The sequence below is a fragment of the Wolbachia endosymbiont of Oedothorax gibbosus genome (assembly GCF_936270145.1).
Classification (GTDB): domain Bacteria; phylum Pseudomonadota; class Alphaproteobacteria; order Rickettsiales; family Anaplasmataceae; genus Wolbachia.
On sequence record NZ_OW370537.1, the window covers coordinates 1,407,330 to 1,431,110 of the forward strand.

Annotated in this window: 23 protein-coding genes and 2 pseudogenes; 14 read left to right on the plus strand and 11 right to left on the minus strand. The window is 34.3% G+C overall.

Annotation, left to right across the window (positions count from 1 at the left end):
- Positions 1-3: 3 nt before the first annotated feature.
- Positions 4-933 (plus strand): 4-hydroxy-3-methylbut-2-enyl diphosphate reductase, encoded by a 930-nt coding sequence (gene ispH / locus NBW37_RS06855; protein WP_250297018.1) that lies wholly within the window; start codon positions 4-6, stop codon positions 931-933.
- Between the two features lie 163 nt (positions 934-1,096).
- On the opposite strand, the gene NBW37_RS06860 is transcribed toward ispH, so the two are convergent.
- A complete protein-coding gene (locus NBW37_RS06860; RefSeq protein WP_250296273.1) occupies positions 1,097-2,074 on the minus strand; it encodes a quinone oxidoreductase family protein in 978 nt (325 codons plus the stop codon).
- A gap of 118 nt (positions 2,075-2,192) precedes the next feature.
- On the opposite strand from NBW37_RS06860, the gene NBW37_RS06865 reads away from it, so the two are divergent.
- The gene (locus NBW37_RS06865) at positions 2,193-2,594 is read left to right on the plus strand and encodes a hypothetical protein (RefSeq protein ID WP_250296274.1); all 402 of its coding nucleotides are present in this window, start codon (positions 2,193-2,195) and stop codon (positions 2,592-2,594) included.
- Positions 2,595-2,737: 143 nt separating this feature from the next.
- Entirely contained in the window at positions 2,738-2,890 is a 153-nt protein-coding gene (locus NBW37_RS06870) for a hypothetical protein (RefSeq protein ID WP_250296275.1), read from the plus strand.
- Between the two features lie 417 nt (positions 2,891-3,307).
- Here NBW37_RS06870 and NBW37_RS06875 read toward each other — a convergent pair whose 3' ends face one another.
- The 3 genes from NBW37_RS06875 to rlmB form a co-directional block, all read right to left on the minus strand.
- Positions 3,308-3,844 carry a cytochrome c oxidase assembly protein gene (locus NBW37_RS06875; RefSeq protein WP_187296989.1) on the minus strand — a complete coding sequence of 179 codons (537 nt, stop codon included), beginning with the start codon at positions 3,842-3,844 and terminating at the stop codon, positions 3,308-3,310.
- On the minus strand, positions 3,845-4,567 hold the full coding sequence (locus NBW37_RS06880; RefSeq protein ID WP_250296276.1) for a Bax inhibitor-1/YccA family protein: 723 nt from the start codon (positions 4,565-4,567) through the stop codon (positions 3,845-3,847).
- Positions 4,568-4,647: 80 nt separating this feature from the next.
- Positions 4,648-5,412 (minus strand): 23S rRNA (guanosine(2251)-2'-O)-methyltransferase RlmB, encoded by a 765-nt coding sequence (gene rlmB, locus NBW37_RS06885; protein WP_250296277.1) that lies wholly within the window; start codon positions 5,410-5,412, stop codon positions 4,648-4,650.
- A gap of 92 nt (positions 5,413-5,504) precedes the next feature.
- On the opposite strand from rlmB, the gene NBW37_RS06890 reads away from it, so the two are divergent.
- Positions 5,505-6,002 carry a Smr/MutS family protein gene (locus NBW37_RS06890; protein ID WP_250297019.1) on the plus strand — a complete coding sequence of 166 codons (498 nt, stop codon included), beginning with the start codon at positions 5,505-5,507 and terminating at the stop codon, positions 6,000-6,002.
- Positions 6,003-6,289: 287 nt separating this feature from the next.
- Here the strand turns inward: NBW37_RS06890 and NBW37_RS06895 are convergent, their stop codons facing one another.
- The gene (locus NBW37_RS06895) at positions 6,290-7,816 is read right to left on the minus strand and encodes an actin-bundling T4SS effector WalE1 family protein (RefSeq protein ID WP_305879767.1); all 1,527 of its coding nucleotides are present in this window, start codon (positions 7,814-7,816) and stop codon (positions 6,290-6,292) included.
- A gap of 156 nt (positions 7,817-7,972) precedes the next feature.
- Here NBW37_RS06895 and NBW37_RS06900 point away from each other — a divergent pair, with 156 nt between their 5' ends.
- The 4 genes from NBW37_RS06900 to NBW37_RS06915 all read left to right on the plus strand — a co-directional run bounded on the left by NBW37_RS06900 (position 7,973) and on the right by NBW37_RS06915 (position 11,654).
- The gene (locus tag NBW37_RS06900; RefSeq protein ID WP_250296278.1) at positions 7,973-8,188 is read left to right on the plus strand and encodes a hypothetical protein; all 216 of its coding nucleotides are present in this window, start codon (positions 7,973-7,975) and stop codon (positions 8,186-8,188) included.
- A 74-nt stretch (positions 8,189-8,262) separates the two neighbouring features.
- The gene (gene hflK / locus NBW37_RS06905) at positions 8,263-9,300 is read left to right on the plus strand and encodes an FtsH protease activity modulator HflK (protein ID WP_250296279.1); all 1,038 of its coding nucleotides are present in this window, start codon (positions 8,263-8,265) and stop codon (positions 9,298-9,300) included.
- Between the two features lie 2 nt (positions 9,301-9,302).
- Positions 9,303-10,175: a protease modulator HflC gene (gene hflC, locus NBW37_RS06910; RefSeq protein ID WP_250296280.1), complete on the plus strand. Its 873-nt coding sequence runs from the start codon at positions 9,303-9,305 to the stop codon at positions 10,173-10,175.
- Positions 10,176-10,178: 3 nt separating this feature from the next.
- Complete coding sequence (locus NBW37_RS06915) at positions 10,179-11,654, plus strand: DegQ family serine endoprotease (protein ID WP_250296281.1); 1,476 nt, start codon at positions 10,179-10,181, stop codon at positions 11,652-11,654.
- 266 nt (positions 11,655-11,920) lie between these two features.
- Here the strand turns inward: NBW37_RS06915 and dnaK are convergent, their stop codons facing one another.
- Entirely contained in the window at positions 11,921-13,843 is a 1,923-nt protein-coding gene (gene dnaK, locus NBW37_RS06920; RefSeq protein ID WP_250296283.1) for a molecular chaperone DnaK, read from the minus strand.
- An 86-nt stretch (positions 13,844-13,929) separates the two neighbouring features.
- A complete protein-coding gene (locus NBW37_RS06925; protein ID WP_250296284.1) occupies positions 13,930-15,693 on the minus strand; it encodes an Rne/Rng family ribonuclease in 1,764 nt (587 codons plus the stop codon).
- A 149-nt stretch (positions 15,694-15,842) separates the two neighbouring features.
- Between NBW37_RS06925 and rpmG the strand changes: the two genes are divergently transcribed.
- Together rpmG and NBW37_RS06935 are read left to right on the plus strand one after the other, a co-directional pair.
- Positions 15,843-16,043, plus strand: a complete 201-nt coding sequence (rpmG, locus tag NBW37_RS06930; RefSeq protein ID WP_250296285.1) for a 50S ribosomal protein L33 — start codon at positions 15,843-15,845, stop codon at positions 16,041-16,043.
- Between the two features lie 25 nt (positions 16,044-16,068).
- Positions 16,069-16,344 (plus strand): helix-turn-helix domain-containing protein, encoded by a 276-nt coding sequence (locus tag NBW37_RS06935; protein ID WP_250296286.1) that lies wholly within the window; start codon positions 16,069-16,071, stop codon positions 16,342-16,344.
- A gap of 67 nt (positions 16,345-16,411) precedes the next feature.
- Here the strand turns inward: NBW37_RS06935 and NBW37_RS06940 are convergent, their stop codons facing one another.
- Positions 16,412-17,293 carry a zinc ABC transporter substrate-binding protein gene (locus NBW37_RS06940; protein ID WP_250296287.1) on the minus strand — a complete coding sequence of 294 codons (882 nt, stop codon included), beginning with the start codon at positions 17,291-17,293 and terminating at the stop codon, positions 16,412-16,414.
- On the opposite strand from NBW37_RS06940, the gene NBW37_RS06945 reads away from it, so the two are divergent.
- From NBW37_RS06945 to NBW37_RS06955, 3 genes and pseudogenes are all read left to right on the plus strand, one after another.
- Positions 17,285-18,025: a metal ABC transporter ATP-binding protein gene (locus tag NBW37_RS06945; protein ID WP_250296288.1), complete on the plus strand. Its 741-nt coding sequence runs from the start codon at positions 17,285-17,287 to the stop codon at positions 18,023-18,025. The two genes, NBW37_RS06940 and NBW37_RS06945, sit on opposite strands and share 9 nt — an antisense overlap.
- The gene (gene ubiB, locus NBW37_RS06950) at positions 18,022-19,443 is read left to right on the plus strand and encodes a 2-polyprenylphenol 6-hydroxylase (RefSeq protein WP_250296289.1); all 1,422 of its coding nucleotides are present in this window, start codon (positions 18,022-18,024) and stop codon (positions 19,441-19,443) included. The genes NBW37_RS06945 and ubiB overlap by 4 nt, the downstream gene beginning before the upstream one ends.
- Positions 19,444-19,725: 282 nt before the next feature.
- Positions 19,726-20,408 (plus strand): annotated as a pseudogene (locus NBW37_RS06955) (IS5 family transposase); the annotation flags it as partial.
- A gap of 21 nt (positions 20,409-20,429) precedes the next feature.
- On the opposite strand, the gene NBW37_RS06960 reads toward NBW37_RS06955, so the two are convergent.
- Positions 20,430-21,302, minus strand: a complete 873-nt coding sequence (locus NBW37_RS06960; RefSeq protein ID WP_250295817.1) for an IS982 family transposase — start codon at positions 21,300-21,302, stop codon at positions 20,430-20,432.
- Positions 21,303-21,392: 90 nt separating this feature from the next.
- Between NBW37_RS06960 and NBW37_RS06965 the strand changes: the two are divergent.
- Positions 21,393-21,533, plus strand: a pseudogene (locus tag NBW37_RS06965) (IS5/IS1182 family transposase); the annotation flags it as partial.
- Positions 21,534-22,037: 504 nt separating this feature from the next.
- Here NBW37_RS06965 and NBW37_RS06970 read toward each other — a convergent pair.
- Positions 22,038-22,979, minus strand: coding sequence for an FKBP-type peptidyl-prolyl cis-trans isomerase (locus tag NBW37_RS06970; RefSeq protein ID WP_250296290.1), 942 nt, complete (start codon positions 22,977-22,979; stop codon positions 22,038-22,040).
- Positions 22,972-23,763 carry a polyprenyl synthetase family protein gene (locus tag NBW37_RS06975; RefSeq protein ID WP_250296292.1) on the minus strand — a complete coding sequence of 264 codons (792 nt, stop codon included), beginning with the start codon at positions 23,761-23,763 and terminating at the stop codon, positions 22,972-22,974. The genes NBW37_RS06970 and NBW37_RS06975 overlap by 8 nt, the downstream gene beginning before the upstream one ends.
- Between the last annotated feature and the right edge of the window lie 18 nt (positions 23,764-23,781).

The window sequence follows — 23,781 nt, forward strand, 5'->3', positions numbered from 1 at the left end:
AAAATGGAAATCATCTTAGCTGAACCACGAGGTTTTTGTGCCGGGGTAAAAAGAGCTGTGGACATATTAGCTATTACTTTAGAAAAATACAAAAACGAGCGCCAAGTTTATGTGCTACACGAAATTGTTCACAATAAATATATAGTAGAGGACTTTAAGAAACAAGGAGTGGTTTTTGTAAGCAGTATCGAGGAAATTGAAGATAATGAAGGAATACTGATCTTCAGCGCGCACGGAGTATCAAAAAATATAGAAGATGAGGCAAAAAGAAAGGGCATTCAAGTGATTGATGCAACATGTCCTTTAGTCAGCAAAGTGCATAAAGAAGCAAAAAGGTATGAAAACAGTGGTAAAGAATTAATTCTCATTGGGCATGAAAACCATCCAGAAGTTAAGGGAATTAGGGGAAGAGTAAACAATCCTATCATTTTAGTGCAAACTTTGCAGGATGTATATGATTTAAAGGTTAAAGATCCAGATAATTTGTCTTATGTTACACAAACTACGTTAAGCATCGACGATACCCGTGACATTATTGCTGCCTTGAAATTAAGGTTTTCAGGCATAACAGGTCCAGATTTAAAGGACATATGCTATGCAACGCAAAACAGACAAAATGCTGTTAAAAAGCTAGCTGAAATTGTAGACATGGTGTTAGTTGTAGGAAGTAAAAATAGCTCAAATTCAAACCGCTTATTAGATCTGTGCGCTGCTAGAGGAAAAAGAGCCTACTTGATTGATAATTACAGCTGTGTGAATAAAAGCTGGTTTCAGGGCGTAGAAAAGATAGGAATCACCGCAGGTGCTTCCGCTCCTGACATATTGGTTGATGAATTAATGGACTACCTAAAAGTAAACCTGAGTGTAAAAATTTCAGTTATGCCAGGTGGTATTACTGAAAATGTTCAGTTTAAAATACCGAATTTGGTTTAAAACACACCTTATCTACTAAGCTTCTCTTGAAATCACACAAACCAGCACGCAGTGTACTAACGTCTAATAAAATAAACGAAGAAGTCTAATCAATCGAAAATTAAATATGTGAAATTCTAGTTGATATGACTTAATGAATAATTATTTTAGGTTACTAAGTTATTTAAGAAACTTTGATAATATTTAGCCCACTTACTTTTCTATTTTCCATATCACGATGAGCCTCTATTATTTCATCAAATTTATATTTTTTATTGATCCGTACAGTTAAAAGTTTTTTTCTTATCATCTCGAAGATTTCCATTGTGGTAAGCACTAATGTGAATCTATCATGCTTATAATGATATATCGAAGTTCCAGTTGCAAATAACGAACGTGAACTAAGTAAAGAAAAACTAATAGGAGCGTTACCTGATATCTGCCCATAGGAAACGTATATGCCGAACCTGCCTAAAGATTCAAAAGAGAGCTTGCTTGTAGTATAGCCTATGGGGTCATACACTGCACCTACTCCTCTGTTTTGCGTAATCTCCATAACTTTAGAAACGAAGTCTTTATCATTGTAGTTTATTGCGTATGTGCAGCCACTTTGTAAAGCTATTTTCATTTTTTCATCAGAGCTTACAGAACCTATCACTACACCTTTTTTATCCTTTGCCCATTGGCATATTATTTGTCCTAAACCACCATTAGCCCCATGAACTAGCACGAAAGCACCAGGCCTAACTTTATAAGATTGATTAACTAAATGGTGAGCTGCCATACCTTTAAACAGCACTGCAGCAGCAACTTCATCAGATATGTCATCTGGAATTTTTATCAGATATTTCTGGTGTATAATGCGCTTTTCACAATATGCCCCTGGAGGAGCTGTGCAATATCCAACTCTGTCTCCAACTTTGAATCCATCACTGATTTTTTTACCAAGCTTTTCAATAACTCCCACTGCTTCCACTCCAAGCACTGATGGTAGATCTTTAATTTTGCGCATACCTTTTCTGTGCTCTAAATCATAACGATTTAAGCCGATAGTTGTGTGATGTACTAAAATTTCCTCGCCTTTTGGCTCACCTATATTCTTATCTACAAATTCTAATACTTCTGCTCCCCCAGTTTTTTTTATTTGTATAGCTCTAACCATGATGAATGTAAGATAAAAACTTTGATTATGTTATCTAACAATTAATATTTTGCAAAATGTTATTTAGAGTTTATATACTACATAAGTGTATATTAATATTTTTAAGGTATAAATTATAATGAATAGAGAAACTCAGCTTTATAGTGCTTTGTGTAATGTGTTGTATGAAGTGAATGAAGATCACGATTTAGATATTAGTAATGTAATAGAAAAAATAAAAGAAAGGCTAGAAAGTAGAATGCAAACTTCAAGCAAAGAAAACTATTATAAAGATTTACACACTTCTTGGGAAGAAAAAGGTTTTGATATTAATCACAAATTTGATTTGAAAGACTATGATGGCTTTCCAGTAGATAGTCTTTTTTCTATTGCTATTAATTACAAACCTTGCGCTTTACAAAATCTAGCACAAGTTTTAATAAAAGCAGGTGCTAACGTGCAAAACGAAAAAGGATATTTACATATCTGCACTTTGATGCGTTCTCCAGACATGTTAAAGGCTCTCATAGAAGCGGGGTAAGTGATAGCCCACATGAACACTACAATGGAAATACTGCTTTAGAGTGTGTTACTGAATTATATGGTACAGATAAATCAACTAACTACGAAGGTTGCTGTAAGATTCTAATTAAGCATACATTAGAAAAAAATCCCAACATAGAAATGCCAAATTCTGTAAAAAATAATAAGGAATTGGCTAAGTATTGGGATACTTGTGAAGCAAAGAATGAAGGATGGGAATTGATAACACCAAGCACTGAGACACAAGTAGTCAGTGCACAAAAAGCAAATAAGAGCTCCTACTCAATTCAATAGATCTGTTGCATAACTGTTATTTGAATCACAACGCACTCCTTCTATAGCTAACACATCATACCGCCGCGGTATCCCATAGATCCCGCTAACAAGTAGCGGAATGACGAGGTTTACCTTATCGGATTGTTTCAACACGTCATACCGCCGCGGTATCTCAAAGCATAGATCCCACTAAGGGGTAGCGGGATGACGAGCTTATTGTCATGCTGCCGCGAACCGTCATACCGCCGCGGTATCTCATCCGCTAACACGTAGCAGGACGACAGCAATCCTACGTCATACCGCGATTCATTCGCGGTATCTCGGCATAGATTCCGCTAACAAGTAGCGGAATGACGAATTTGTCGTTTTTCAGATTGTCGTAAGTCAGTTTAGCTATAGCTCACGCTGCTTGAGTGGACAATAGGAAAAAGTTTGTTATTTAAGCTTAAAAAATGTGTATGATAGTGTTATTTCGCTCAAATCTTTTGTGTTGTTATCAAGCATTATCTCAGGATCTATGTAGAAAGATACGGGCATAGCTGCTTTTTGTTTTGGTAGCAACATTTGTTCTTCAAAACAAAAGCATGCAATTTTATTGAAATACTTACCTGCTTTGAAAGGCGTAACATTATACACCGCCATTCCAAATGAAGGCTGATCAGATAGATTTTTTGCGTAATAAAATGCTAAACTTTGTTCTCCTATGTTTACGTCAACGTAGTTAGTTTCTGATTTAAATTCCCAAGGTAGATCGGACATTATATCAGCATTGAAGTGGACCCTGATTTTTTGGTCAGTTGCACTTATTGTTGCATTAGTTACTTTTCTTGTTGTGCCACCATACCCGGTAGCTTTACAGAAAATGCTATATAGTGGCACCGATGCATATGCAAGACATAGCATCAACATGACTAAAGATATTAAAAAGAAAACTATAGAATTCTTACTACCTTTCCTTAAAAAGGAAAACATCTAGTCCCTATTATTGAACAAGTTAAGTAACCTGAGTAAATGTTTAAACATAATAATAAAATTAAAATAAAGATCAGTTGCACCGAGTATTGCTAATTTAGTAGTAGCAACTTCTGAACCGTCATTATACCTATAATAAACATCTTTGATTCTCTGAGCATCATATGCAGTCATCAAGGTAAAGACTATTACTGATATAAATGATATTGCAAAGTAAAGTGGACTGCTTCTAAGGAAGAAATTTACTATCAATGCTATAATTATCCCCAAGACTCCCATCATCAAGAAAGATCCCATACTTGTAAGATCTCTTTTTGTAGTATTACCATATAAAGCCATAGAGCCAAACATGATCGATGTAATGAAAAATGCTCTTGCTATATTTTCTGCAGTGTAAATTACAAAAATATAAGATGAGGAAAGCCCCATTAATACTGAGAAAAGAAAAAATATAGTAACTGTGGACTGAGCACTTAAGTGTTGAAGTTTATAATACATGTAAAACACCAGCGCAAAAGGAGATAGCATTACTACAAATCGCAGCACAGGATTATAATGAATTACCTGAAAAAGACCAGAAAATACCGTTAGAAACGCAACAAGCCCTGTAACGCCTAAAGCTAAAGCCATGTAGTTATATACTTTAGTTAGGTAACTTCTGAGCCCAGCGCTATAATAAACGCCCTGAGAGCGGATATCCTGTTCATTTCTCATGTAAGACATAAATATAACTCCTTTTGTCCATTATTTAACACATTATAATATAAAACCACATTTTTATCAAGTATTTTTATTATAAACAGCTATGCGCTGGCATTTGTTTTAATATAAATAGAATATAGGCCTATTGCTGCTGCATTTGAGACATTTAAGCTGTCAATTACGTTTGACATTGGGATTTTTAAAAGATAATCACAATTTTCTTTAACTAACCTCCGCATTCCTTTCTCTTCAGAACCAAAAATAATTATTCTTTTTTTCTCAAAGCTCTTTATTTCATCTATATTTTCTTTAGCATTGCAATCAAACCCGTAACACCAGTAGCCGACCTTTTTTAAATACTGCATAGTTTTTACTATATTTGTAACGTATATTAGCGGAACAATATCCAATGCTCCACTTGCTGCTTTTGCAATAGATGCATTTTCGCCAGGTGAATGATTATGTGGTAAAGCCAATGCGTCAACATTAAAACAAGCTGAAGTTCTTAAAATTGATCCAATATTGTGCGTGTCAGTGACTTGATCTAAAATGACTATAGTAGAGCTGTCGTTTGAGCTTTCAGCTACTTCTTCGATGCTTAAGTTATAAAGAATAGGGGCAACATTTAAAGCAATTCCTTGATGGTTAGCACCTTTAGATAAAACGTCATTAAGTATTTTGTTTTCTACTAATCGAACTTTAATGCCCTTACTATTTGCACATTGCCTAATTTCTTTTTCATGTTCTCTATAGAAATTTTCTGTTACTAACAGTTCTACACACCGCCTATTTTTATTCTTCAGTGCTGATATGCAGGTGTGCTTTCCATACAGCCAAAAATTCTCATTAGTTTTTGACGATTTCATCGTATTATCGAAAATCGGGTTTTTATAGAATAAGCAATATTTTACTATGTTTGGATATTGTTGTAAAATTATACAATTCGATTAATGCGTTTATGTCGGACGATGAGTTGGATTGGCAAAAAAATGTTAAGCCAATAGAATGTGGAAAAGTTACTTTGAAAGTTGATCATAAAGTAAATATAAAGTCTATGGTTGATAAAGGTACCTCTAACTTACAAGGGAATTTTCTTAATACCAATAATGGTAACTCATCATTTTGTCTTGACTACAACACAAAATCAAAGATTGATAGGGGTAAATATTTTATAAGCGATAAGCTAGATTTGCATGGCTATAATATAGAGGATGCTTATTGTAAATTGATAGATTTTATTATCAAAAATTATCGAGCAGGAAATAGATGTTTATTGGTAATTACGGGATACGGCAGTGCAACAAATAAAACAGACACTATAAAGAATAACTTAAATAAGTGGTTAAATGATCAGCATATGGTTCTATACTACCAGCAAGCTACGAAAAAACATGGTGGTAAAGGAGCTTTTTATGTTTTATTAAGAAGAAATAAAAACCTTAAGTCCGATACTTAAAATTCCTTTTAAGCCTTAATTTTTCTTGTATAACCATACAGTGTTCGGCAGCGCGTGACTGTACGAACACTGTCTATCAGAAGGGCAATGCCTCCTTCTCCTGTCATCCAAGTAGCCCCCTATGGTGTCATCCCAGTGTCAGCTACTCAGATGATACCCTTCCTAGCAGAGAAATCATAATGTTCGTACGGTTGTGCGCATAACGCTGGGATTTTTCTATAGTTTAAAAACAAAAAAGGATGTTACTCATTGAGTAACATCCTTTTGGAGAAGGTGGATAGCTTTGTTTAGTTCGTTTTCACAGCTGTTTGTGCAGCTTGCTGTTGAACGTCAGTGTCAACAGCTACTTTCGTAGAAGGCTGTTTCACCAGTTCATTCAGATAACCTGTCTCTTTCAAATTTGCACGAGCTTTACTTAAGTCTTCTACAGAAGGACTTCTTGGCGTAGAAGAACCAGAACCCATTCCACTATCAATAGAAGGGCTTTCAGGCACCTTTGGTGGAGCAACTGGAGTAAGCTTAGGAGTTAAGCTACTAGATGAATTGCTTCTACGGACTGTTGCAAAGTTCTGAGAATCTGAATCAGAGACAGTAGCGGTACTTTCAGTTCCTATAGGATTTAGTGAAATGTCAGTAGCTTCTTTCAGTGGTTCATTTCTCTTAAACCTTGAGAAGAAACCTGAAGATTGTTTTACTTCCTTATGCTCCGCAGGATTTAACAATTCCGCTTCGCTGCTAACAGTACTGTCAGTTTTTACAGAATTTAGTGAATTGCTTTTTGACAAGCTGTTAGATTGTTCAGAGCCTTTTCTTCCCAGTGAAGAGAATGATGATGACACAGACCTAGTTAAATTTTTGACAGAAGGCCTGTTAGCTTTTTTCTCTGCTCTGTCAAACATATTGCTTACGCTTGAGTACAAATGATTTTCTCTACATTCTTTAATAACCTTCTTAATTTCATCGTAATGTTCAGAGAAAACACTGTCGATGAAATAACTACCTTTAGGTAATGACCTTTGTGTTAACAAGTTATGCAAGCTTTTTTCATTTAAATTATTAATGAATTCTTTCTGTACTTGCCATCCAGAAGTATGTTCAATCTCCCCTGATTTTGCCTTCTCTGCCATTTTTAAATCAATTTCTGACGATATTCCAGAAAGTACATTTTTCACTAACCCAGAATTATTTCCTTTATCAGCAAAAATTGCTTTCATATCATTTCTTATTTCGTCAGATTTCTTAATTGCATCTGGAGTAAACCTTTTTACCTTATCTAAATAGTCCGTCTCACCAGATGCCTTATGGAACTTATTTGCCACTCCTTCGCCTACAAAACTAGCGCCTTTTTTCAGTGAATCTACTGAATGTTCATAACCTTCTTTCACCTTATCTTTAACATGCACAGCACCATCTCTAACTTTTCCGGCAGTATATTTCACCCCATCAACTGTTTTTTCTGCTGACCATTTGAGCCCTTTATATCCAAATTGAACTGCTTTTACGGAGAAAAATAAAGCAAGACCAATCATTGCACCTGTTGCAGCAAGTGGTACAGCAGCTAACAAAAGTGGTAATGCTGTTGCAAATAACGCACCTGCTGCACTTACTGCAAGAATCTGCTTTTCTGCAGGCAACATAGAGAAATCTTTTATTGACTGTTTTAGTAATCCAAAAAGTTTATTTTGTTGAGCTTGTGAATTATCAATAAGCTCTGCATTTGATGGATCTTGTATCATTTTATTCAAATCAAGACTACCTTCTGGTTGATTTTCTTGAGTTTTAACAGAACTTGAATTTATTTTATTATTTGGCATTTTTAACCTCACTATTAATTAAATATATTATAATTGTATCCCTTGATTCTTAAGTTAGTGTTAAATTGATTGCGAACGTTTATTTATTTAAGGATAATTTTGCTTGACGTGTTTTGTGGTAGCGTAGAAAATTAGGTTAAGAAGCTGCAGCAATTTATGAGGTATAGAAAAAGGGCACTCATCTTTTTGGCTGTTATAACTTTAATAATAATAGCTTTACTATTTAGGTATAATTCCCATTTTCACGAAGACGTAGTGCACTTAAAGAGTGACAATAAAGAATTTAAAAAAAAACCGGAAAATTCTGTAGAATCGACCATATTACATAGGGAAAAGGAAGTGTATGATCATGTCCTTCGCTCCGATAATTAATTTGTAAATAAAATAGTTTTGCATTTTCTTATAAAGTGAGTAATATTAGCGTATTAATTATAGAATCAATCATTATGTTTGATGATAATAATCCTTGGAATCTGGGAAAGAAATCGGTAGGGAACAAAACTCCTAATAATGAAGATATTTTAAGTAAAGCTGTATCTGATATAAGGTTCTTTCTTAATGGATTAACCAGAAACAGGGGCAAAAAACCTTATTTCATCATTGTCATTATTTTGCTGTTCTATGCTTGCACTGGCTTTTATATTGTTCACCCCGGTGAAGAAGGCATAGAACTTACCTTTGGTAAATATTCTAATACAGAAACACCTGGTTTGCGTTATCACTTCCCCTACCCTATTGGCAAGGTTTTTAAAGTGAACGTTAAGGAAGTAAATCGTGAAGAAATTGGGGTAAGTAGTTCTTATGGGCGAGATACAGATCGCGGTGAAGGTGTGATGCTAACTGGAGATGAAAATATAGTCAATGTTAACTTCGAAATTCAGTGGCGCGTTAGAGATGCTAAGGACTATTTATTCAAAGTACGGGATCATCAACCTGGTTTAAGCGTTAAAAACGCTGCTGAAAGTGCTATGAGGGAGATAATAGGTAAGAATACGATTTCTTTTGCACTGGAAGGTCAAGGGAGAGCCGAAATTTCCAGAGATACCAGAATTTTATTGCAACAGATTCTTGATGGATACCAAATGGGCATAGAAATTTTATCTGTCCAAATGAAAAAAATCGATCCACCAGAAAAAGTAATTAGCTCATTTAGAGATGTGCAAAGTGCTCGTGCAGATAAAGAGCGTACTATAAACGAAGCATATTCTTATAGTAATGATATCATACCTCGAGCAAAAGGTGAAGCGATAAAGATAAAATTAGATGCAGAGGCATATGAGAATGAAATAATAAATGAAGCAAAAGGTAATGCAAATCGCTTTTTATCTCTTTATGAGGAATATAGACAGAACCCTTCTCTCGTTAAGAACCGTATTTATCTTGAAACTATGGAAAATATTTTCAGTAAGGTAGACAAAGTTGTTGTAACTGATGATCTGAAAGGTATGTTTTCTTATTTACCTCTTACAAATTTAGGGAAATAACCATGAGTAGTAATATTAAAATTGTTTTTGCTTCTGTATTTGTTGTTTTATTGATTGTTTTATTTAATTCAATATTTGTTGTGCAAGAAACAAAGCAAGCGATAGTTATGCAACTCGGTAAAGTTGTAAGGGATGTTAGGGAAAGTGGCTTATATTTTAAGTTACCATTCATAAATAGTGTAGAGTTTCTTGAGAAAAGAGTTTTAGATTTAAGTCCTGACAAAACTCCAAGAGAAGTGATAACAGCGGATCAAAAACGTATTATAGTAGATGCGTATGCAAAATATAAAATAACAAATCCTGTTACTTTTTACCAGGCTGTGAAAAATGAATCAGGGCTGGTTAGAAGATTGTATCCGGTTATAGAAGCACACATAAGAGAAAATATAGGCAGATTTTCGTTGATTAGTTTGTTGAACGAAAAAAGATCAGAGGTTATGCAATTGATTCAGCGTGGAGTTTATTCTGAAGCTGAAAAATTTGGCATAGAAATAATAGATGTAAGAATTAAGAGAGCAGATTTACCAGAAGAAAATAGTTCTGCAATATTTCGCCGTATGCAAACTGAAAGGGAAAAAGAAGCAAAAGAAATTAGAGCAGAAGGAGAGCAAGCTGGGCAGGAAGTTAGATCAAAAGCTGATAAATTAAAAAGGGAAATTATCTCCAGTGCAGTAAAAGAATCGTATGAAATAAGGGGTCGTGGTTATGCTGAAGCAACTAGAATTTATAATGAGGCATTTAAGGTTGATGAAGAGTTCTTTAACTTTTATCGCTCTATGAGTGCTTACAGTAAATCATTTGCCGAAAATAATACTAAATTTGTACTTTCACCAAATAATAACTTTTTAGATATTTTAAATAAAGGATGGAAATAATTTATGAAAAGTAAGGCATTTATTTTATCTATATTTGCATATTTTCTAATTGCGTTTTCTTCGTACGCTAATATGTTTGATTGGAATGCAAAAAAGGTCGTTAGTGCTAGCACTACTGCATATCAAGGACTTGCCGATTTAGTGGAAGAACTCATTCCTGCGGTTGTAAATATTTCAAGCGAACAAATCATCAAACAAGAAAATAACAGTAGAACTAGAGTTCCATCTATGCCAGGAAATAATTTTTTTGATGATTTTAGAGAGTTTTTTGAGCATTTTGATCAGTTTTTTATGGATAGGGGCCCTAGTGTTAACAAAGAGGTGGTGTTGCTTGGTTCTGGGTTTATTATAGATAAAGGTGGAACTATAGTAACCAATTATCACGTTATTAAAAACGCCAAAGATATCACAGTTACTATGAACGATAATACTTATTTCAAAGCAGAAGTTTTAGGCTATGATGCAAGAACTGATCTTGCTGTGCTTAAGATTAATTCTGATAAAGATCTTTCTTCTGTTGCATTTGGTGATTCTGATAAAGCAAGGGTTGGTGATACGGTTATGGCAATAGGTAACCCATTTGGTTTGGGTGGCTCTGTAAGCACAGGAATTATATCTGCAAGGTCCAGGGACATTAGTATCGGCACTATGAATGAATTTATTCAAACTGATGCTGCAATTAATAGGGGTAACTCTGGAGGACCGTTATTTGATTTAAATGGAAAAGTTATAGGTATTAATACTGCTATCTATTCTCCATCTGAGTCTGGCGGCAACGTGGGTATAGGTTTTGCCATACCATCTAATTTAGCTATGTCAATTATTGACACATTAAAAAGTGGCAAAAAAATAAAACATGGTTGGCTTGGTGTGCAAGTTCAGCCTATAACGAAAGAATTTGCTGAGTCTTTGGGTTTAAAAGATACAAAAGGTGCACTGGTTGCAAGTATAGTAAAGGATAGCCCTGCAGAAAAAGGTGGTATTAAAGTAGGTGATATATTATTAGAATTCGATGGTAAAAAAATCGACAGAATGACACAATTACCTCAAATGGTTTCAAGAGCCGGACCTGAGAAAAAAGTGCAAGTTAAGTTACTTAGAAAGGGCAAAGAGGTTAATATTAAAGTTGTGATCGGAGAATCTACAAATGATGGCCAAGATAACAATCAAGAAGAAAATAAATCAACATCTGATTATGTAACCGGTTTAACTGTTTCAAATCTGCCAAAAGAATCAAAAGAAAGTAATCCTACAAAAGGTGTGATAGTTACCAATGTAGATAGTAACAGTAATGCCACGCTGCGTGGTATTAAAAAAGGGGACATCATTATCCAATTAGATGGAACTGATATAGAAAATACTAACGATTTTCAAAAACAAGTTGATTTAGCAGTAAAGAAAAGCGGCAAAGATTTAATAATGTTGCTCATTTACCGCAATGGAAATCAGTTTTTCGCTTCAATAAAGTTAAAGAAGTAATTTTATTCACTAAATTTACAAAACAGTAGTGTTGTAAGCTCGCTACTGTAACACTTCAATCTTATAAAATAAATAAAAATCTACACTAGATTTCTTGCATAATCATATAAAAAACCAAAGGGTGTCATCCCAGTGCCCTGACTACTTGGATCCAGGAAAGTTTGCTTGTAAACTAGCATAGAAAGTGGTTACAACGTTTTCGATAAGATTATATGGAAACTGGATTCCAGTGTCAGCTACTTGGATGACAGGAAAAGTGATCACAATTACTTATTCTCTTCCTTATTATCTATGTCTTGATAATCAGAATCTACTACTTTTTCTTCTTTATCATTTGGATTTCCTTCTGATGAAAAGCCATTTTCAGCACTATTTTGTTGAGATGCTTGATACATAGCTTCCCCAAGTTTCATAGATAATTGAGAAAGATTAGTAACTTTCTGCTGTATTGAATCAGCGTCATCAATGTTATCAGATTTACTAGCCTCTTTCAGTTCATTCAGTGCACTTTCAATAGCAGATTTATCTTCAGGTGAGACTTTATCACCATACTCTGTCAGAGACTTTTCTGTAGAATGAACTAAGCTATCCGCCTGGTTCTTCACTTCAATAAATTTCTTATGCTTTTCATCCTCGTGAGCTTTTTCTTCAGCTTCTTTCACCATGCGATTTATTTCATCATCAGACAGACCACCTGAAGATTGAATGCGTATTTTTTGCTCTTTTCCAGTAGCTTTATCTTTTGCAGAAACATGCGCTATTCCATTTGCATCTATGTCGAACGTCACTTCAATTTGTGGCCTTCCGCGCGGAGCAGGAGGTATCCCCTCCAAACTAAACTGGCCAAGTAGCTTGTTATCAACTGCCAATTTTCTTTCACCTTGATGTACCTTAATTGTAACGGCTGTTTGGTTATCTTCTGCAGTTGAAAATACCTGAGATTTTTTAGTGGGAATAGTAGTATTACGTTCAATAAGTGGAGTAAATACTCCTCCTAGAGTTTCAATACCAAGAGAAAGTGGAGTCACGTCAAGTAGTAATACATCTCTTACATCACCTTGAATGATTCCCGCCTGTATTGCAGCTCCAATTGCTACAACTTCATCAGGATTGACTCCTCTATGTGGATCTTTGCCAAAGAATTCTTTAACTTTCTCTATGACCTTTGGCATACGAGTCATGCCACCAACAAGAACTACTTCGCCAATTTGACTAGCAGACAAGCCAGCATCCTCAAGAGCTTTTTTACAAGGAGCCATAGTTCTTTCGATTAAATTATTCACTAAGCTTTCAAGCTTTGCTCTTGTTAATTTCATATTTAAGTGTTTTGGGCCACTTGCATCAGCTGTAATAAACGGTAGATTTATTTCCGTTTCCATTGCGCTTGATAATTCAATTTTTGCTTTTTCAGCAGCTTCTTTGATTCTTTGCATAGCCATTGGATCATTTCTCAAATCAATGCCATTACTTTTCTTGAATTCATCTAGTAAATAACTCATTACTCCATTATCAAAGTCTTCACCTCCAAGATGAGTGTCACCATTTGTAGCCTTTACTTCAAAAACCCCTTCACCTATTTCAAGTATTGAAACATCAAATGTACCACCACCAAGATCATACACCACTATTGTGTGTCCATGTTTTTTATCAAGACCATAAGCAAGCGCTGCGGCAGTCGGTTCATTTACTATTCTGAGTACATTTAATCCAGCGATTTTTCCTGCATCTTTTGTTGCTTGACGTTGAGAGTCATTGAAGTATGCTGGCACTGTTATCACAGCATCTTTTACTTCCTCTCCAAGATAAGCTTCTGCTGCTTCTTTCATGTTTTGTAGTATAAATGCACCAATTTGGCTAGGAGAGTATTCTTTATTATCAGTGGTTTTAACCCATGCGTCACCATTTTTTGCTGCAAACACTTTATACGGCACATTTAGATTTTTCATTTCAGAATCACCGTATTGACGGCCTATTAATCTCTTAGTAGCAAAAAAGGTATTACTTGCATTGGTGGTTGCTTGCCTTTTTGCTGGAGCACCAATCAATTTTTCTCCTGATGAAGTAAATGCAACTATAGATGGAGTAGTTCTTGCTCCTTCTTTATTCTCTATTACCTTTGTATCTTTGCCCTGCATTATTGCAACACAAGAATTTGTTGTCCCGAGATCTATACCTATTGCTCTTCCCATAATGAGTACCCCATTGTAAATATTATCTGATATAAGAATATATAAGTATAGGACTCATTAATTACAAGCCCAATTTAAGTTTCTAATTAGTTATTAGAACTTAAAAGGCGCGAAAGCCACTTAGTCAGCCAAAAATTGCCTCGTAGTTTATTTGAATTATCAGCTTCTTCATTGCTGCTATCCCCAATTTGGTATCCAGAGTTCTGTAATGGCTTATAACCGTTTAAATTAACATCATCTCCTTGTTTTAAAACAAATGCATTTACATCTAAACTGTTATTAATACTAACGTTCAATGTAATATTAAACTCTTTTTCGATTGTAGAAACTGTATTGCGTTTGTTATTAAAAATGTGCGCTATAACTGCACTGTGTGCTACTAAATCAAAAGACTTATTTCGATTCTTGTTAGCAATATGTTGTAAATCCCTTAGTATTGATGAAACAATTACTTCGTTTGATTTTACTCTTCCAATACCCTTGCAGTGTAAACACTCTGTAGTATTAATTTCTTGTATGTTTGGTTTAATTCTTTGTCTTGAAAATACCATTAAACCAAAGTCATTTATGTAGCTAAATTGAACTTTAGCTTTATCGTCTTTAAACGCTTGCTTTATAGCAGACTCAACAGCTCTGCAATACTGATATTTCAACATGTCAATAAAATCGACTACTATTAATCCTGATAGGCCCCTAAGATTCACCTGTCTTGATATTTCAGGTACTGCTTCCATATTGGTTCTATAAGCTGTTTCTTCTATGCTATCTTCTCCTGTCATCTTTCCTGAATTTACGTCTATTGAAACAAACGCCTCAGTTAAAGTTATTACCAAAGACCCACCAGATGGCATCTCTACTCTATTGCTATATAACTCAGAAATTTGATCTTCGATTCCGTAGTAAGTAAAGATCGGAACATAACCTCTATACAATCTATAGCGCAACTTACTACCTTTTAGTGCATTGTTAGCATATTGCCTCACTGCTTCAAAAGCTTCCTTTCCAGACACTATAACTTCTATACCATCGCTACAAAAATCACGAACAGATCTCATAATTACATCTGCTTCGTTGTAAATTAATGATGGAGCATTCACAGAGAAGGCATTTTTTTGAATGCTCTGCCATAATGAGGATAAATAATTATAATCCTGCTCAATTTCTTTCTTACTTTTTCCTGAACCAACAGTTCTTACTATTAAACCTGATCTTTTTGGCAAGTTTATTGAACTCAGTAGCTCCTTTAACTGCTTTCTGACATTAACATCTTCAATTCTGCGAGACACTCCACCTTTACTCATGGAATTTGGCATGAAAACACAGTATCTACCCACTAAAGTTATGTATGTTGTAAATGAAGCTCCTTTATTGCCTCGTTCCTCTTTAGTTAGCTGAACCAATACTTTTTGATTTACTGAAATAACATCTTGTAATTTGTATTTTTTATATAAAGGTACCTCTCTTACAAAACCACTACCTGACTCGTTAACATTCTTACTAGCTGCAGAATCTAAAGAGACACTTGCTGGGGCTTCTTCTATACAATCGTCATTTGAGTAGCCCTCAAAAATAGTTTCCTTTTCTTTTTCTGGAATATTGAAGTAATCTAGAGATATCTCGGAAAAAGACAAAAAACCTTGCTTATTTTTTCCGTATTCAATAAATACGGCTTGCAAAGAAGGCTCTATACGCTTTATATAAGCAACGTATATATTACCTCTTAATTGTTTTTTTTCCTTGAATTCTTGTTCAAATTCTACAACCTTGTTATTAACTGACAAGGCAACTCTTACCTCATTAGAACAGATAGAATTTTCTATCAATAATACCCTTTTACCACTATTTGTCACTTATTTACCGTTTGCTTTTTATTCTGAAGTTAACTTTATGCTACTTAATGCACTGTTGATTGTCAAGGATTTTGCAATCTGCATTATTCGATTGACTTTTAGTATTTTGCGTAATAAACTCGCATAGAATTTATTATATCATTATAAGTATGGCGAAAAAAAATGCTTCTTTGCTTGTTAAGTTAGTCAGCACTGCAACCAAGACAACAAGAGCTGGTGAAGAAAAATCAACAGGCTATTTTTATGTAAAAAAGCGTAATCCAAAAAAGCTCACCAGAAAACTGGAATTTAGAAAGTATGACCCAGTAGTCAGAAGGCATGTTCTATTTAAAGAAGAAAAATTAAAGTAGTTTTTTTATAGGAAAGTTTATTATTATGCAAAGTCTACAATTAAGTTACCCTATAATGGTAGAGTTGGGGGATGTGAAAGATACAAAGCTGAGATTAATAAAGGTCATTGCACAATTAATAAATATAAGGTACAAAACACAGAAAAAAGCAGCAATCGCTCTAAAGATTGATCAACCTAAAGTATCTCAAATCAATAGATTAAAAGTCGAAGGGTTCTCCTTAGAATACTTGCTTAACTTATTGGTTGCTTTGGACCAAGACATAAACGTAAGAATAAAGCATAATTCTAAACCTGCATAATATGTAAAGAACAAATGGTAATTTAAAAATTGCAGAACAATAAAACGGTAAGCTAAAAGGGAGCTTATTACTCAACAAAACAAGACTTAAAATTTTGTGCAATGCTATTGATTATAGCTAGATATGCATCTTTTCCAGGCTCTATGTCTGATCCAATAGGGTCAAGAACTACCATTTTTGCGTCATTAGAAAGGGCATTAGGCTTTATGCTATCTTCCTGTGAATGAGCAAATATACATTTAACGTTTTCTTCCTTCATTATCTTTTTTAGCTTCATTAAACTCTTCATACCTATGTAAGAATCCTCTTCTATAGAAAGAATAGCGCTTGGATGATTTAGACCGAAATATTTTTCAAAATATTGATAAGCATCATGAGTAACGATGTATTTTTGATTTTTAAAATCATTCAGTTCTTTCATGATTTCTTTTACTTCTTGGTCTATTTTTTTTATAGCTTTTGTTGCATTAGAACTGTATCGATGGGAATTTTCTTTATCTATGTTAGACAATGTTGCACTTATAGAAAGTATCATGCTCTTTGCATTTTCGGGACTCAGCCAAATGTGCAAATCTTTTTCATCTTGAATATGAGTAATTTTTCTAGAAAATGAATGTGGCCGAGCAGGAAGTAGGTTAATTGTCTTTGACAATTGCACTAGTTCTTTATTATTTTTGGCGAAAGTTTTAACAAACGTCTCTAAGTTATCGTCAACATAAAATATAACGTCACTTGATTCTAAATTACTCGCATCAGATGGCTTTAATATATAATTGTGTGCAGATGTTGCATAGCCAAGCAATTCCGGTTCTAAAATCCCTTCTGTAACAGAAGCTACAAGTGAGTGGATAGGTTTGATTGTAGCTACAACTTTTAAATTGGATGAAAAGGCGATATTATAGTATAGTGTAAATGAAAGTAATAGAAACAAAGTCAGTAAATGTCTCATATAAACGTTGAGAAGAAGTTAAATTTTGTCAATAAATTAAATAATGTCAATAATCATGTTCTAAAAATAGAAAATCTCGCTCTCACATATGATGGTAAAAGAATCCTTGATAATATCAATATGTTCATGAAAAGAGGAGACGTAATTACAATACTTGGTCCAAATGGTGGAGGTAAAACCTCTTTAGTGAAAGCAATTGCTGGTATAAATAAAAATTATACTGGAAATATTGTGTTAGCTGAGAACACAAAAATTAGCTACATGCCGCAAAATTTTAGTGTTAGTAATTTGATGCCAATAACAGTTGAATATTTCCTTTTAAATAGCTCCTTGAAAAGACTAAAGAAAAATCAATCCATTATTACAGAAGTGATAGAGTTGGTTGGTATCGGTAACATTTTGAAGAATCAAGTGTTAGAAATTTCTGCAGGGCAAACACAACTACTACTGCTTGCACGTTGTTTAATTGCAGAGCCTGACCTGATCATTCTAGATGAACCAGTTAGTGCAATGGATATTAACGCACGGGCTAAGTTCTATGATATTATAAGCAAAATAGCAAAAAAACGATTGGTATCGATTCTTATGACTTCTCATGATCTTAACTCTGCTCTACCATCCTCAGATTACATAATTTGTATAAATAATACTATCTATTGCCAAGGTAAGCCTGATGAGATTATGAAAAATAGAACCCTAAATGAAATATTTAGCAGTTACGCAGCGAAATGATTCAAAATATTTTGCGTCTTCTGCACATAACTACGGTGCTGACACGTTACAATGTATTACCTTATTTACTTCCACCATCAAAGAAATCAATAAATAAAATACAAGGCCACAAACTAAAGCATGCTCTTGAAAAATTAGGTCCGGTGTTCATTAAGTTTGGGCAGTCTATCTCATCACGTACTGATGTTTTAAATGAGGATATAACAAATAACTTGTTATTGATATGTGATAGATTGCCATCGTTTTCACATAAAATAGCAGTTAAAACTATAGAAAGTGAGTTTAATTGTAAATTGAGCGACATTTTTTCAAGCTTTTCTGAAAAGCCAATTGCAGCAGCATCGATTTCTCAGGTGCATAGAGCGGTTACAACTGAGGGTAAAGAAGTTGCTGTGAAGGTTTTAAGGCCAAATATTGAGAAAACATTCTCAAGGGATATAAAGATGCTTTCTTGGCTTGCGGAAATTGCAGAAAAATTTAGCGAACAATCAAAAAGGCTGAAGCCGATTGAATTAGTCAAAACTTTTGCTGAAATTTGCCGATTAGAGTTAGATCTACGTTTTGAAGCTGCTCACTCTTCGGAATTAAAGGAAAACACAAAAAATGACAAAGGTTTTTATGTACCTGAAGTAGATTGGAATAGAACTTCAAGAAAGGTTTTAACATTAGAATGGATAGAAGCAACGCCAATATACGAAGTTGAAAAACATAAGCAAATAGCTATCAACCTTATAGAATCGTTTTGTAATCAGGTATACAGGGATTGTTTTTTTCATGCTGATATGCATCCTGGAAATCTAATGGTTGATAGTAATAACAATATTATTGCCCTGGATTGTGGAATCATGGGTAGAATAGATCGTGAGACATGCTATTACGTTATAGAGATACTCAAAGGCTTTTTAAATCGGGATTATGATCACGTTGCAAAAATGCACTTTAAAGCTGGTTACGTTTCATCACAGCATAGAAATTTTGTCACAGCTTGCAGGGCAATAGGTGAACCCATTATTGGGCAGCCTATACAGAAGATTTCATTTGCTAGTTTACTTGCTCAGCTATTAAAAATAACTGGTGATTTTGATATGAAAGTTCAAACACAATTGTTATTGCTGCAGAAAACTATGATTTTACTGGAAGGGACATGTAGAAAGATCTACTCAGAAATCAATATGTGGAAAGTAGTTGAAACGTGGATAAGCAGTCAACATGAAAATAAAATAGGGTATAGGGAAAAAATTAGAAGTTCTTATCCCATAAAAACAATCCAAGGAATACTTAGCCTTATAGAAAAATTAAACCTAATAGCTGATAAAAAATTAGAAAACATCCAAATTAAAAATAAATCAAATGGAAAAGTCTATTTTTTGCTGTGGTCTGTAATTATAATTCTAATTGTTAAATTTTTAATTTCTTAAACTGTGGTGCGTCAAGCCCAATTTTTATTCAACTTAATTTTTAATCTGCAGGAGTCGAATTGAGAATAGACTTCTTGCATAACCCAAACTAAGTAGAAAAAAGGTATAGCTAACACGTCATACCACCGCGGTATCTCTAGATCCCGCTAGCGGGATGACGGTTGTCGTTTAGCTATAAATGTTCAAGAAATTTACCAAACGAAAAAAAAGGCAAAAGAAGCCCTGGTCATTAGACTTCTTTCAAAATTGAGGGAGAGAGAGTAAGATCAAGTATTTGGAAGCATGAAATATAAGGAAATAGAAAAGTTAGAAGGAGAAAAGTTTCGACGTTTAACGGGGGTAAAAAAATCAACATTTAAGAGAATGGTAGAAATTCTAGATGAGGAGGATAAAAGGAAAAAAGCTAGAAGTGGAAGAAAAAGCAAACTTTGTATAGAAGATAGATTACTTATGGCACTGGAATATATGAGAGAATATCGTACATATTTTCATATAGGACAAAGTTATGGCATGAGTGAAAGCAACTGTTTTAAAATAATAAGGTGGGTAGAAGACACATTAATAAAACATCCAGATTTTGCATTACCAGGAAAAAAAGATCTATTAAATAGTAATGTAGAATACGAAGTTTTGGTAATAGATGGAACTGAAACAGCAGTAGAAAGGCCAAAAAAAAGCAAAAGCGCTTTTACTCTGGAAAGAAAAAAAGGCATACTATAAAAACACAAATAGTAACAGAGAAGAAGAGTAAAAAGGTCGTATGTACATCTTTCTCCAATGGTAGAAAACATGATTTTCGGATGTTTAGAGAATCAAAGATAGCAATATTACCGCAAACTAAGATCCTAGCTGATTCTGGTTACAGAGGAATGCAAAAGATACATAAAAATGTTGAATTACCACATAGAAGATCAAAAAAGAATCCTTTATCAAAGGAGAAAAAAGCAGAAAATAGATCTCTCTCTATACGAAACCCCAGTTGCGGATTAATCAATATAGTAAAATCTAGAAATACAGGGCTTTTTAGGCTTCATGGAATATGAAACTAATGTGGAAAAGACGTGCACCAAGAAATTTATTGGAGACCTGTGCCTTGAATGCTCAAGCTCAAGTCTGTCTTTTAGGTAGCCAAAAACTGTTTCAATAATCGACCTTTTTCTTAAAAAAATCTTTTCTTCAAGTAGCATTAATGTGTTTTTCATACCTTTTTTTACTTTGGTAACGAGTTTTAGTCCTCTATCGAAGAGTTTTGCAAAGAGCTCTTTCTTTATATAGCCCTTATCACCAAACAAAAGACCAGTCAGTTTTTCAGTTAATTTTGGTACTGGTTTTCTGTCGTCAACGTTACCTTTAGTAAGTGTAACTCCTTGAATTTCACCTTTTTCATTAATTACCATATGCAATTTAAAACCAAAAAACCAGCCATATGTAGTCTTTCCAAGCTTTGCCAATCCTTTGAAAACTTTGTTTCTTGAGATTCTTTTTGGATGGCAAACAGCGATAGATGTTGCATCTATGTACGAAATCCCTGTCATTTTCGACTGCTCACATAGCCATTGCAAAAGTAATGCTAAATACCATAAAACCCTCGGTTTTAGCCTAATAAATCTACTATATGTTGGCAAATTTTGAAACTCAGATCCATATAGTGCTTTCAAATAATATGTATAGAAAGATTTAAAGTCCTCACATCTAGATTGTTGATAAAGTAAAATTATAGTAAGAATTTCAGAATGCGTAATCTCTGGCGTTCTGGTAGGTTTTTTACTGTTTGGCAGGAGTTTTTCTGCGAAATTTTTGTTTATAGCCTTGCAAAAATCGTCTACAAAGCAAAATAATTCTGTTACATTTTTATTCATGGGTAACCTCTCTACTTTTTGATAATATGTTTCCGGAGTTTACCCTATTTCCCTATCTTTTTCACTGACTTCTAATCCGCAACTGGGGTACGAAGAGTGGTAGTTGAAAACGTAATCGGCTTATTGAAAAGGTTTAAAATCATTTCTGACAGATATAGAAATCGACGAAAACGTTTTGGCTTAAGATTTAATTTGATTGCCTCTATTCACAATAGAGAGCTCCTTTCATGAATTTTGAAAGAAGTCTATTGTCTATTTTCAGTATTGGCGTTTTTTAAGTCTTAAACGCTGCAATTTAGCTGCTTTTAAATGCAACTAACCTTAGCTTTAATATTTAAGAAATTTACCAGGCAGAAAAAAAAGGCATAGAAAACCCGCAGTAGCTAGTTATTCACTCTCTATTTTAAAATTTGACGTTGGGTGATGTCTTGAACGCTTTGTAAGAGCGTTTCAGCTTATATAGGTAAAAACCTAGAAATTTGATAAAGACATAAGGTACACATAGTGCAAAAAATTAAGCATAGTACGCAAAATACAAGTTTTCTTGTCGTTTTAATCTGCACAGATTGCGAAGTTAAATGAAATAGCTTCACTGTCATGATAAGGGGGCTGGCGGAGTTTGTAAAGCAATTTTTTATGGCCTAGCGTCACGCGCTGGAATAACAACGTAAGGTGAATTTTTCAATATCATGAAATTACAGAATTTAGTCTAGATCAGCCAGTATACCTAAAATTTCAGCTATATTCCTTGGGCTGTTTTTCAACAGTAGAATGGTGTGCTGCGACCTCTTGCTTCACATCTAAGCTTAAGTCAATTATTGAGATATTTTCTTCATCATAATCTATGTCTTTTATTAACATATCGTCAGTAATAGTCAAAAGGTCAGGTGGAGAAAGAATAGTTCTTTTATTACCAGCTCTCATTCCCACAACTCCAAGCTCTATAGCAAGTGGTATTTTTTTATCGCCAATCCTAAATTGCACTGTTTGATCTTTGACTATATATTCCCCATTATGCTCCTTTACGCTATATTTAACCGATATCTCATCACCGCACCTTACTTGTTTTCCAGTCTTGTTAATTAAGTCATTAAAAACCATCAGATTATTTACTGAGTCGGGATATTTATCCTTTACTTCAATCAGTTTGACGTAATAAGAATTAAAATTCATTTTGTTATCATTGGCAATAGTAACTACACGCTCTCCGCCTTCTTTCATACCTATTACCCCTAAACTCACTTCTTTTAGGTCATCTTGACCTATTTTCAAAGTAACATCAGAAACTTTGCTAGGGAGTGTTGCTAAGTTATTATTAGAAATTTTATATATTTGCAATAGGACTTCCAGGCCACAAAAAGCCTTACTGCCACTGCCTTCAGTAATTTCATAAAAATTTATTGAATCTTCTTCCTTTTGCTGCGTCATTTCTTCTAAATATTCTGTTAGCCCATGCTTTTCAATATAGCGGTCGAGTGCTGATTCAAGTATTGGCTTCACTAGATAATGTGCTATTGTCTGTATCAAACCACCATGCGTGGCACTTATCTCATAAAGCTTGTCCTTTTTTTCCGGTTTACCTTTGTTTATATAGACAATAGTAAACACAAAAGTAGAAGTTAAAGTGAGAATCGTTACTACAGAAATAAGCATTTGTAATATAATTTTTCTAACCATCTTTCTTTACTTGATTTAATAAATCATATAAATAATTAGTATCCCCTGAAAGCGCACTCAAATTATCCAAGCCTTGTTTAAAGAGGCCGTCTATATAGTCCTCTACTTCACTTTTACCAAGCACAGACATTAGATTATTTGTTTTATCTTGTTCGTAGTCTTCAATATCATCCCTAACTTGAAAGATAAGCCCTAGGTTTATTCCATAGTTATATAATGCTCTCCGCTCTTTGCCTGTAGCACCCCCTATTATAGCGCCTATTTCACACGAAGCTGCAAACAGTTTTGCGGTTTTCATCAAATGAATTTCTTTTATTTTATTAAAATCTGTGTCAATATCTAAAGCCTGTCCTCCTACCATTCCCCTAATTCCTATTGCTTGAGAGAGCACTTTTATGATCTCACAGCGTTTCTCATTTAACGAAGATAATACCTCAAAAGCCAGAGTAAGTAGTGCATCTCCGGCAAGCACTGCTGTTGCTTCATCAAATTTTTTATGGCAGCTCAGCTGGCTTCTGCGAGTATCACTGTTGTCCATGCACGGTAAATCATCGTGAATTAGAGAGTAAGCATGAACAAATTCAATTGCTGCAGCAACTGATATTACTTTTTTAGCTTCTACGTTAAACACTCGCGATGAAGCTACGACTAAAAAGGAGCGTATATGTTTTGCAGGAGCAAGGAGTATATAACGCATAGCTGATATAAGCTTATTCTCACTATTTTCAGGTAAGAGTTTGTTTACTTCTACAATAAGCAAATTTTTCGTTATTTCGTCTAGCATTTTTGAATTGTTAATTGT